Genomic DNA, 11,377 nt, shown 5'->3' on the forward strand with positions numbered 1-11,377 from the left:
GGACGCCCGTGACGCAAGGGGTTACGTAGCTTCAGGGCTCATTGTTTCTTCTGATTACGCAGCTATGATTGCGCCGCCCAATCAGGCCAGTGCCGGGCGAACACCGGGGCCACCAACGGTTCGATATCTATCTGCGCCAAGGTCCAGGCAAACTCAGGCCGTGACTGTTGCAACGCATCACGCCCACCCGCCCAGCGCGATTTCGATGATGCACGAGCCGGTGCCTTGGGTTCCGTAGAGTGTGTACACGGACTGAGCCTCGTGAGGTGGTAGGCTAGAGTATCAATCGCTTAACGGAAGTCCATCATGCACAGCAAACGGGTCACTATCGAAGACTGGGATGGCGACGGCGCCATTCGCCTGCCGGATGAAGCCTTGCAGGAACTGGGGCTGGATGTGGGCGATACGCTATATATCGTCGAAACCTACGTGGGCACGCAAAAGGGTTTTGTGTTGTCGACCACGCCGAAGATCGCGGACCGGATGGATGAGTTGGTGGAAGAGCTGACCCACATAGCCTCCAGGCAAGCCGTTTAGAACAAGCCCATTTGACCGCCGACCAACGTGCCGAAGTCATCATTCACAAACGGCAGAATCGCATCGGCGACAGGCTGCAATTGCCGGGTTACATAGTGGTCGTAGTCGATTGGCGCCTGGCGTATTTCCAGGGGCTCGGGGCCGTTGACGGTGATCACGTAGCTGATCCAGCCACCATTCTGGTACTGACGCGGACGGCCCTGGCGGTCGTTGTATTCGTCGGCCAGGCGCGCGGCGCGCACATGAGGTGGGACGTTGCGTTCATAGTCGCCCAGTTGCCGGCGCAGGCGCTTGCGGTAGATCAGCAGCTCATCAAGCTCACCACTGAGGGTGCGGCGCACATAGTCGCGCACATAATCCTGGTGGGGCTGGCGATGGAATATCCGCTGGTAAAGCTCCTGCTGGAATTGCCGCGCCAGGGGCGACCAGTCACTGCGCACGGTTTCCAGGCCTTTGTAGACCATTTCTTCGCTGCCATCGGCCCGCGTCACCAGGCCGGCGTAGCGCTTCTTGCTGCCCTCCTCCGCACCGCGAATGGTCGGCATCAGGAAACGGCTGAAGTGGGTTTCGTACTGCAACTCCAGGGCGCTTTGCAGACCGAACTCGCTCTGCAGGCGCTCGCGCCACCACTGGTTGACGCGTTGCACCAGGTCCAGGCCAATACGTGCGGCGTCCTCCTGGGAGTGGGCACTGCCCAGCCAGACGAAAGTGGAGTCGGTGTCACCGTAGATCACTTCATAGCCCAGGGCCTCAACCAGCTCACGGGTCTGACGCATGATCTGGTGGCCGCGCAGAGTGATGGACGACGCCAGCCGCGTGTCGAAGAACCGGCAGCCGCTGGAACCCAGCACGCCGTAGAAGGCGTTCATGATGATTTTCAGAGCCTGGGACAGCGGCGCGTTGTGTTCGCGCTTGGCCACTTCGCGGCCTTCCGATACACGGGCGACGATGGCTGGCAGGCAATGGCGGGTACGGGAAAAACGCGCACCGCGAAAGCCTTCCACCGATTCGCTGTCCTCGGGATAACGCAGACCTTCCACCAGCCCCACCGGGTCGATGAGGAAGGTGCGGATAATTGACGGATAGAGGCTTTTGTAATCGAGCACCAGCACCGATTCGTAGAGGCCGGGGCGCGAATCCATGACAAAGCCGCCGGGGCTGGCCTGGGGTGGTTTGTCGCCGAGGTTCGGCGCGACAAAGCCCTGGCGATGCATCAGCGGCATGTACAAGTGAGTAAAGGCTGCCACCGAGCCGCCGTTGCGGTCGGCCGGCAGACCGGTGACGCTGGCACGCTCCAGGAGGAATTTAAGCAACTCGGTCTTCTCGAAAATCCGCGTCACCAGTTCGCAGTCCTTGAGGTTGTAGCGCGCCAGGGCGGGCTTGTCCTCGGCGAACATGCGGTTGATTTCGTCCATGCGCTGGTACGGCGTGGAAATCGACTTGCCTTCGCCCAGCAGGGTCTGCGCGACGTTTTCCAAGCTGAAGGATTCAAAGCTCCAGGTCGCCGAGCGCAGGGCTTCGATACCGTCGATGATCAACCGCCCGGCGGCGGCGGCGAAGTAGTGATTGCGACTGCCGTGTTCGCGCCAGCCCATGGCATCGCCGCCACGGCCCAGCAACAGCGGCACGTTCAGGCGTTGGGCATGTTCATGGAGGACCCGCAAGTCGAACTGCACCAGATTCCAGCCGATGATTGCATCGGGGTCGTGTTGCGCCAGCCATTGGTTCAGGCGTTCGAGCAACTGGGCGCGGCTGTCGCAATAGTCGAGCTTGAAGTCCACCGCGTCGGTTTTGTTGGGCGGGCCGAGCATATACACCTGGCGTTCACCGCAGCCTTCCAGGGCGATGGAGTACAGGTCGCCCTGGGCGGTGGTTTCGATGTCCAGGGAGACCAGCTTCAGTGGCGGGCGGTAGTCCGGCGCGGGCTTCATCTGCGCGTCCAGCAGTGTACCGCTACTGTCAGGCGTGCCGCCAAACCACACTGGCGCTGTAATAAAGCGCTCCATCATGTAGCGCTCGGGTGGCCGCACGTCGCCTTCGTAGACATCGACGCCAGCCTTGCGCAGGCGCTTTTCCAGGTCCATCAGTTGGCGATGCTGGCGAGTGTAGAGGCCCAGCACGGGGCGATGATGGAAGTCGCACAGCTCAAGGGGACGCAATTGGACATTGCGCTCCCCCCGCAGCAGCATTTCGGCGGGCTTGCGATGGGCGGCCGGGATAAACATCACCGAAGGCTGCACAGGTAAGCAGATATGCCGGGGGCCCTGGTCGGTGGCCAGCCAAAAACTGACCTCCGTGCCCGCCGGGGTATCGCGCCAATGCCGGGTCAAGACAAAACCCTGCTGTAAGTCCACCGTGCCGCACCTCAAGAATCGCTTTCAGGGGGTGATTCTACTCGGCATCCCATAAAACACGGCACGTTAACGGAAATTACCTACGGGCACTCACACCTTTGTCCCAATGCCTGTCAGTTAAGGAATGTGGACTGACAAACAAGGTAGAACTAGCGTGGGAGCGGCTTTACCTCCCGGTGGTTGGACAGCCGCTCGCCAACTGCGTAGTTTTCCAACACCGCCCACAAGGACCCCGGCATGGCCCCCGACCTCACTTCCATCGAACTGTTCCTCAAGACGGTCAAGCTGGGCAGCCTGTCCCGGGCGGCCGAGCAGTCGCATATCTCCCTTTCCGCCGCCAGCCGGCGCCTGTCGTTGCTGGAGCAGCACTTCAAGGTTGCCCTGCTGACCCGCACGTCCACCGGTGTATTGCCGACGGCAGCCGGGGACGTGTTGGCCCAGCATGCGCAGTCGATCCTGCGGGCGGTGGATGTAATGCACGCCGACCTCGCCGATTACGCCAAGGGCGCCACCGGCCGAGTTTGCCTGTATGCCAACAGTTCGGCGATGAGTCAGGAACTGCCGCGCCAACTGACCCACTGGAACGCGCTGCATCCCGGCATCCGCGTGGATATCCGCGAGGAACGCAGCCGGGAGATTCTCCAGGCCGTGCGTGAAGGCGTGGCGGATGTCGGCATCGTCACCACCCGGCCCAGCGGTGAAGAGTTGCGCTTTGAACCCTACTGCCAGGATCGCCTGTGCCTGATCGTGCCCAGCGACCACCCGCTCAAAATGCGTCATGCACGCTTTGAGGATTTGCTCGGCTATGACTTTGTCGGCCTGGAAGACAACGCCGCCATCACGCCGCTGATCACCGAGGCTGCCGCTGCAATCGGTATGCCCCTGAGGTTGCGGGTGCAGGTGCGCAGCTTCGAAGCGGTGTGCCGCCTGATCGCCGCCGGCCAGGGTGTTGGCGTGCTGCCTCAGGGTGCGGTGCAGATCTTCCGCAAGGAGATGGCCTTGCGCTTTATCGAAATCGACGACAGCTGGGCCGACCGACAGATGTACCTCTGCATGCGCAAGGAACAGCCTTCGCTGACTAGCCTGGCGTTGTTCGACTACCTCAGCACCTGTAACCGCGCATAACCATCGGCCTTCGAATTTCGCGAAGGCCGATTCCACAATAAGCAATTCCCCAACTGCCACACCTGTGCCAAGAATGCCCCGCCAGAGTTGCCCTTACTTTTGAACAATAAGAAAAACAAAACAGGAGACACGGCGTGTCCAATTCCACGACCAGCCCCATCCACCGCATCGCCGTGATTCCCGGCGACGGCATCGGCCGCGAGGTGGTGCCCGAAGGCCTGCGGGTGCTGGAAGCCATCAGCCAGCGCTTCGGCATTGGCTTTCACTTCGATCACTTTGCCTGGTGCAGCGAGCACTATCTGGCCCACGGCACCATGATGCCGGACGACTGGGCCGAGCAGATCGGCGGCCATGACGCGATTTTCTTCGGCGCCGTCGGCGCGCCGGACATCATTGCCGACCACACCGCCGTGTGGGAATCGCTGCTGAAGATCCGTCGCCAGTTCGACCAATACGTGAATATTCGCCCAGTGCGCCTGATGCCTGGCGTGCCCTGCCCCCTGGCCGGTCGAGTACCGGGAGATATCGACTTTATCGTGGTGCGGGAAAACACCGAGGGCGAATACTCCAGCGTCGGCGGGCGGATGTGGGAAGGCACCTCGCGGGAGATCGCCGTGCAGGAGTCGATATTCTCCCGCGAAGGCGTAGACCGAGTGGTGGACTACGCCTTCAAGCTGGCACAGCAGCGACCAAGAAAAAACCTGGTGGCGGCGACCAAGTCCAACGGTATTTCCATCACCATGCCGTTCTGGGACGAGCGGGTGAACCTGATCGCCCAGCGCTACCCGGACGTCAAGACCGCCAAGTTTCACATCGATATCCTCTGCGCCCACTTCGTCCAGCACCCTGATTGGTTTGACGTGGTGGTGGCGTCCAATCTGTTTGGCGACATCCTTTCCGACCTGGGCCCGGCCTGTACCGGCACCATCGGCATTGCGCCGTCGGCCAACCTCAACCCGGAGCGGCGCTTTCCTTCATTGTTTGAGCCCGTACATGGTTCGGCGCCGGACATTGCCGGGCTTGGCATCGCGAATCCGATCGGCCAGATCTGGTCGGCGGCGCTGATGATCGAACACTTGGGAGACGCAGATCCGCGCTATCAGGAAGCCTCTGCAGCTATCGTCAGCGCCATCGAAACGGTCCTCGCCGAAGGCCCGCGCACCCGAGAAATGGGCGGCAGCGCCAGCACCCTTGAAGTAGGTCGGGCCATCGCAGCATGCGTCGCTGGGAACAGGAGTTGAGCATGAAAAACGCACATTACATCGACAATCAATGGCAGGCCTCGACCTCGCTGGAAGACATTGCGGTGATCGATCCGAGTACCGGTGAAACCTACTCCAGTATTGCCCGTGGCAGCGCTGCCGATATTGACTCGGCTGTCAGCGCCGCGCGCCTGGCACTGGGCGAAACCTTCGACGGCCCGTGGGGGGCATTGTCTGCCGTAGAGCGCAGCCGCTTGCTGGCCAAGCTTGGTATGGCGGTGCTGGAACATCACGAAGAACTGGCGCAGATCGAAGCGCGGGACACCGGCAAGGCGCTGAAAGTTGCTCGCGCCGACGCCACCGCCCTCGCCCGTTATTTTGAGTACTACGCCGGCGCCGCCGACAAGCTGCATGGCGAAACCCTGCCCTACCAGGCCGGTTACACGGTACTGACGGTGCGCGAACCCCACGGGGTGACCGGGCACATCATCCCGTGGAATTACCCGATGCAGATTTTTGGCCGCAGCGTCGGCGCGTCGTTGGCGGCGGGCAATGCCTGCGTGGTCAAGCCGGCGGAAGACGCCAGCCTGTCGCTGCTGCGCCTGGCGCAAATTGCCTCCGAGGTAGGCTTCCCGGCCGGAGCGATCAACGTGGTCACCGGCTACGGCTATGAAGCGGGCGCGGCGTTGTGCGCTCATCCGGGCATCGATCACATCTCCTTCACCGGCTCCACCGTTACTGGCACGGCGGTGTCGAAAGCTGCCGCCGAACGCCATTGTCCAGTGACCCTGGAACTGGGCGGCAAGTCGCCGCAAATCGTCTTTGCCGATGCCGACCTGGATGAGGCGCTGCCGGTACTGGTCAACTCCATCGTGCAGAACTGCGGGCAGACCTGTTCGGCGGGTAGCCGCCTTTTGGTGGAACGCAGTATTTATGAAGCGTTGTTGGCAAGACTCAGCCAGCGCTTCTCTGAACTGCGCGCCGGTCCATCGGCGCTGGACCTGGATATGGGCCCGCTGATCAATCAAAAGCAGCAACGTCTGGTGCGTGAGTTTATTCGCGAAGCCGAACAGGCAGGGATCACGGTTGCGGCGCGCGGCACCGTAGTGGCCGAAGCCGGCAGCGGTGGCTATTTCCAGGAAGCGGTGCTGTTTCGCGACGTGCCAGAAGGCAGCCGCCTGGCGCAGCAGGAAGTCTTTGGACCGGTACTGGCGGTAATGCCCTTTGACAATGAGGCCGAGGCCATTCGCCTGGCCAACGGCACCGAATTCGGGCTGGTGGCGGGCGTTTGGACCCGTGACGGCGCACGGCAAATGCGCCTGGCCCGCAAGCTGCGTTGCGGCCAGGTTTTTATCAATAACTACGGTGCGGGCGGCGGCGTCGAATTGCCGTTCGGCGGCGTCAAGGCCAGCGGTTATGGCCGGGAAAAAGGCTTCGAGGCACTGCTGGGCTTTACCACCTTGAAGACCATTGCAATCAAACACGGCTGATTCATCACAACAACAAGAAAGGAGAACACTCCATGCGTCTAGCAAACAAAGTCGCCATCGTTACCGGGGCAGGTTCCGGCTTTGGCGAAGGTATCGCCAAGACCTTCGCCCAGCAGGGTGCACGGGTTATTGTCGCCGATATGAACGCCGTCGGCGGTCAGCGGGTGGCCAATGAAATCGCCGAAAGCGGTGGCCATGCGCACTTTATCGAGGTCAACGTGGCCAACGATAAAAGCATGGGCGCCCTGCTCCGTGGCACCCTGGAGCAATTCGGCGGGCTGGATATTGTCATCAATAACGCCGGCACCACTCACCGCAACCGGCCGATGCTGGAAGTCGATGAAGCGGAGTTCGACCGGGTATTTGCGGTCAACGTCAAAAGCATCTTCCTCAGCGCCAAGCATTTTGTGCCGCATTTTCGCGGCCAGGGCGGCGGCGTATTCGTCAATATCGCCTCGACGGCAGCGATTCGTCCGCGTCCGGGATTGGTCTGGTATAACGGCAGCAAGGGCGCGGTGGTAGTCATGAGCAAGACCATGGCGGCGGAACTGGGGCCGGACAATATTCGCGTCAACTGCGTGAATCCAGTGGTGGGCGCCACGGCGTTGCTCAGTGAGTTCATGGGCGTGCCGGACACTCCAGAGAACCGTAAGAAGTTCATGGCGAGCATTCCGCTGGGGCGCTTTTCCACCCCACAGGATGTGGCCAATGCCTGCTTGTATCTAGCGTCGGACGAAGCGGCGTTCATCACCGGCACCTGCCTTGAAGTCGATGGTGGGCGCTGCGTGTAACTCAACGACTGAAGGGATCAGAATCGATATGTGCGACCTGCATAACAAGAGCAATAACAACGAACCGAACACCAAGAAATTACTGGAAGGCCTGCCAAAGAACTGGGGTAAATGGGGGCCGGACGACGAAGTCGGCGCCCTCAATTACCTGACCGAAGCCGAAGTACTGCGCGGCGTTGCAGCCGTGCGTCAGGGCAAGACCTTTACCCTGCAAGTGCAAATCGGCCATCCGGGCGGCGACCCAATGTGGCCGTCGCGCAATCCGTCCATGCGCTTCAACACCCTGGATCACAGCCATTACCATTTTGGAAAGCAGCCGCACATGACCGGCGGCGCGGCGTATTCCGATGACGTGATCTTCATGCAGTTGCAAGGCTCGACCCAGTACGACGCCCTCGGCCACGCCTGGTACGACAATCAATTGTGGAACGGCTACGACGCCCAGAGCACTGTCGGCGGCATGGCCAAGGCCAGTGTGCTGGCCATCGCCGAGCGCGGCGTGGTCGGGCGTGCGGTACTGATCGACATGGCCCGCCATCGCGGCAAGAAGTGCTTGGGCCGTGGCGAAACCTTCAACCACCTGGACTTGCTCGATGCCGCCAAGGCCCAGGGCGTGACCATCGAAAAGCGCGACATCCTGATCATCCGCACCGGCTCCATGGGTGCGTTTTATGAGCTGGGCAAGACTGAGTTCTTCAAGGATTTGATGGAACCGGGGCTGACCTACAGCCGGGAACTGGTGGAGTGGTTCCATGAGATGGAAATCCCCAACCTGGTGACCGACACCATCGCCAACGAGGTGATCACCGATCCGGTGTCCGGGGTACAGATTCCCCTGCATTGCGCGTTGATGCGCAATCTGGGGATCGCCTTTACCGAGATCGTGCTATTGGAGGATCTGGCCGCTGACTGTGCCGACGACGGCCAGTGGAAGTTCCTCTACACCGCCGCGCCGTTGAAGATTGTTGGTGGCAGCGGCGCGCCGGTGAACCCGGTGGTAATCAAATAGCTAATCCGCCGTAAGACACGGCCAGGGCCTGGGTAGCACCAAAGCGTTGCTGGGCATGATCGACCGTGAGTGTGGCGAAGCCCTTGAAATCGGCATCTACAATTGCTTGTCGACTTCGCAGCGGTAGCGGTCCCATATGCCTTCCCGTGCTCAAGGTAGAATAATCGCCTCTCCCCCAAACGCCGGCACTTTATGAATAGTCCGCTGAAACCTCTCCATGGCAGCTGTTTGTGCAAAGCAGTGCAATACCAACTGGACAGGCTCGACATGCCTGTCAGCCACTGTCACTGCCAGAGCTGTCGCAAGGCGCATGCTGCGGCATTCGTCGCAACTGCGGGGGTCATGCGTGAGCATTTTCGCTGGATTCAAGGCCAATCGCTGTTATCGTCGTTCGAATCTTCACCGGGGAAGTTCAGGCATTTCTGCTCGCGCTGCGGCTCTCATCTGATGGCCGAACGGGCGCATCAGCCTCATGTGATTGTGCGGGTGGCGACTTTGGATGATGACCCGGGAGACAGGCCTGAATGTCACATCTGGACGTCCCATGATGTACCGTGGCTGGCCTATGAAGGGATAGCTCGGTGGGAGGAATGGAAGGCATGAATATCTTCATGCCTTCCTGAGCTGGATTTCAGACGTGGGGATCACCCGGCGCCTTGCTTGGCGTGGCGTATTGCGGCTTCAAATGGCCGTCCTGATCCAGCAGCCACGCATCCATGATTTGCCGCACTACGGGACCCGCCACACGACCGCCCGCCTCGCCGTTTTCGATCATCACCGAAATCACGATTTTCGGGTGCTCCGCCGGAGCAAAACCGACGAACAAGGCGTTGTCCCGGTTGCGCTCCAGGGTCTTCAAGCGGTTGTAGCGCTCGCCCTGCTTGATCGCCACCACTTGGGCGGTGCCACTTTTGCCGGCAATCCGGTATTGCGCGCCGGCGGCGGAAGCCCGGGCGATACCGCGAGGGTCGTGCATCACCAACTGCATGCCGTGGTTGACCTGCTCCCAATCCCGCGGATTTTTGAGGACAACGTTGGGCATCGGATTTTCATCTACTGGCGGCACGCCGTTGATGGTCTTGGCCAGATGCGGGCGGTTCCACACGCCTTTGTTGGCGATCAGCGCGGTGGCCTGGGCCAGTTGCAATGGCGTGACCTGCATATAGCCCTGGCCGATGCCAAGGATCACTGTTTCCCCCGGAAACCACGGCTGGCGGCGGGTGGCGCGCTTCCAGGCCTGGGAAGGCATCAAACCGGCGGACTCTTCGAACATGTCCAGGGATACTTTCTGACCCAAACCGAACTCGGCCATGTAGTCGTGCAGGCGATCAATGCCGAGCTTGTGGGCCAAGTCATAAAAGTAAGTGTCGTTGGAGCGCATGATTGCAGCGTCCATGTCCACCCAGCCGTCGCCGCTATGGTTCCAGTTACGGTATTTGTGGTCGAAATCCGGGAGCTGGTAGTAGCCAGGGTCAAACACTCGGGTCTGGGCGGTGACTACACCGCTGTCGAGACCGGCGATGGCTACTTCCGGCTTGATGGTCGAACCTGGCGCGTAGAGTCCGCGCAACACTCGGTTGAACAGTGGCCGGTCTAGGGAGTCATGCAGCGCGGCGTATTCCTTGAAGCTAATGCCGGTGACGAACAGGTTCGGGTCAAAACTCGGCTTGCTGACCATCGCCAGGACTTCGCCGGTTTGCGGATCAAGGGCCACCACCGATCCTCGGCGATCGCCCAAGGCTTCTTCGGCAGCTTCCTGGAGTTTGACGTCCAGGCTGAGGACGATGTTTTCCCCCGGGATGGGGTCGGTGTGCTTGAGCACCCGCAGGACACGGCCTTGAGCGTTGGTTTCGACCTCTTCATAACCGACGTGGCCGTGCAACTGCGACTCGTAGAAGCGTTCAATACCGGTTTTGCCGATGGATTGCGTGCCACGGTATTCAACCGAGTCCAGCGACTTGGATTCTTTTTCGTTGATGCGCCCGACGTAGCCAATGGAGTGAGCAAAGTGCGCCCCCAATGGATAATGACGAACGAACTGCGGCTCCACGTCCACACCGGGAAGGCGGAACTCGTTGACGGCGAGCACGGCGATCTGTTCTTCGGTCAGCTCGTAAAAGAGCGTCACGGGCAGGAAGGGGTGACGCGCCTGCTTCAGCGCCTTGTCGAATACCGCGCGGTCTTCGGCTGGCAGATGCAGGAGGCTGACGATGGAGTCCAGTTCGCCCTTGAGATCAGCGGTGCGCTCGCGAGTGATGGTCAGGTTGTAGCTGGGTCGATTGTCAGCCAGGACTACACCATTGCGGTCATAGATCAGCCCGCGGGTCGGGGTAATCGGTAGGACATGGACCCTATTGTTTTCCGAAATGGTGGAGTGATAGTCAAACTCCACCACCTGCAGGTAATACATCCGCCCTACCAGGGTACAGGTAATGCCGACCACGAACAGCGCACAGGCCAATAGCCGTTTGTTGACCAGACGGTTTTCTTTTTCGTGATCTTTGATGGGTATCGGTTCAGGCATTTCTACAGCATCTCGTTGAATAAGATAGGCACCGCCTCCTACGTCTGAAAAATACGTCCCTGTGAAAATCTGCTGCACCATACCAAAAATGCTGAAACACTTTGCATCGTTTTCCCCAACGGCAATCCTCCGAGTCTGATTCGTGCTTGCGCATCAATATTATTGTTCCTATTCATGCATTTTTTCGTTCTGGGCGTGTGGATACTCGACGGAGGGATGGCCTTTAGCGTTGAAGGCGACTGGCAGGCGCTCGCTCATACTTTTCGAGCGCCCAAAACAAAACCCCATCTGCTTTCGCAAATGGGGTTTCGGAATTTAATCTTGACGATGACCTACTCTCACATG

Annotated in this window: 9 protein-coding genes; 7 read left to right on the forward strand and 2 right to left on the reverse strand. The window is 60.2% G+C overall.

Annotation, left to right across the window (positions count from 1 at the left end; genetic code table 11):
* Positions 1-306: 306 nt before the first annotated feature.
* The gene (locus ACZRKZ_RS26940; protein ID WP_149413687.1) at positions 307-537 is read left to right on the forward strand and encodes an AbrB/MazE/SpoVT family DNA-binding domain-containing protein; all 231 of its coding nucleotides are present in this window, start codon (positions 307-309) and stop codon (positions 535-537) included.
* Here the strand turns inward: ACZRKZ_RS26940 and ACZRKZ_RS26945 are convergent.
* Complete coding sequence (locus ACZRKZ_RS26945) at positions 534-2,891, reverse strand: DNA polymerase II (protein ID WP_463983160.1); 2,358 nt, start codon at positions 2,889-2,891, stop codon at positions 534-536. The genes ACZRKZ_RS26940 and ACZRKZ_RS26945 overlap by 4 nt on opposite strands.
* 237 nt (positions 2,892-3,128) lie before the next feature.
* Here ACZRKZ_RS26945 and ACZRKZ_RS26950 point away from each other — a divergent pair, with 237 nt between their 5' ends.
* The 6 genes from ACZRKZ_RS26950 (at position 3,129) to ACZRKZ_RS26975 (ending at position 9,111) form a co-directional block, all read left to right on the forward strand.
* Entirely contained in the window at positions 3,129-4,016 is an 888-nt protein-coding gene (locus tag ACZRKZ_RS26950; protein WP_463968858.1) for a LysR family transcriptional regulator, read from the forward strand.
* A 134-nt stretch (positions 4,017-4,150) separates the two neighbouring features.
* Positions 4,151-5,257, forward strand: a complete 1,107-nt coding sequence (locus ACZRKZ_RS26955; RefSeq protein WP_463983161.1) for a tartrate dehydrogenase — start codon at positions 4,151-4,153, stop codon at positions 5,255-5,257.
* Between the two features lie 2 nt (positions 5,258-5,259).
* The gene (locus ACZRKZ_RS26960; RefSeq protein WP_463983162.1) at positions 5,260-6,708 is read left to right on the forward strand and encodes an aldehyde dehydrogenase family protein; all 1,449 of its coding nucleotides are present in this window, start codon (positions 5,260-5,262) and stop codon (positions 6,706-6,708) included.
* Positions 6,709-6,740: 32 nt separating this feature from the next.
* Positions 6,741-7,499: an SDR family oxidoreductase gene (locus ACZRKZ_RS26965; protein WP_463983163.1), complete on the forward strand. Its 759-nt coding sequence runs from the start codon at positions 6,741-6,743 to the stop codon at positions 7,497-7,499.
* 28 nt (positions 7,500-7,527) lie between these two features.
* A complete protein-coding gene (locus ACZRKZ_RS26970; RefSeq protein ID WP_463983164.1) occupies positions 7,528-8,508 on the forward strand; it encodes a cyclase family protein in 981 nt (326 codons plus the stop codon).
* A 192-nt stretch (positions 8,509-8,700) separates the two neighbouring features.
* Positions 8,701-9,111, forward strand: a complete 411-nt coding sequence (locus ACZRKZ_RS26975; protein ID WP_463968864.1) for a GFA family protein — start codon at positions 8,701-8,703, stop codon at positions 9,109-9,111.
* A 28-nt stretch (positions 9,112-9,139) separates the two neighbouring features.
* On the opposite strand, the gene mrdA is transcribed toward ACZRKZ_RS26975, so the two are convergent.
* Complete coding sequence (gene mrdA / locus ACZRKZ_RS26980) at positions 9,140-11,032, reverse strand: penicillin-binding protein 2 (RefSeq protein WP_463983165.1); 1,893 nt, start codon at positions 11,030-11,032, stop codon at positions 9,140-9,142.
* Between the last annotated feature and the right edge of the window lie 345 nt (positions 11,033-11,377).

It is taken from the genome of Pseudomonas sp. c313 (assembly GCF_055407145.1).

Bases quoted from the DNA above. Each gene is read 5' to 3' on its own strand.
- ACZRKZ_RS26940 (WP_149413687.1), top strand. From the start codon at position 307: ATGCACAGCAAACGGGTCACTATCGAAGACTGGGATGGCGACGGCGCC.
- ACZRKZ_RS26950 (WP_463968858.1), top strand. From the start codon at position 3,129: ATGGCCCCCGACCTCACTTCCATCGAACTGTTCCTCAAGACGGTCAAG.
- ACZRKZ_RS26960 (WP_463983162.1), top strand. From the start codon at position 5,260: ATGAAAAACGCACATTACATCGACAATCAATGGCAGGCCTCGACCTCG.
- ACZRKZ_RS26965 (WP_463983163.1), top strand. From the start codon at position 6,741: ATGCGTCTAGCAAACAAAGTCGCCATCGTTACCGGGGCAGGTTCCGGC.
- ACZRKZ_RS26970 (WP_463983164.1), top strand. From the start codon at position 7,528: ATGTGCGACCTGCATAACAAGAGCAATAACAACGAACCGAACACCAAG.
- ACZRKZ_RS26975 (WP_463968864.1), top strand. From the start codon at position 8,701: ATGAATAGTCCGCTGAAACCTCTCCATGGCAGCTGTTTGTGCAAAGCA.
- mrdA (WP_463983165.1), bottom strand. From the start codon at position 11,032: ATGCCTGAACCGATACCCATCAAAGATCACGAAAAAGAAAACCGTCTG.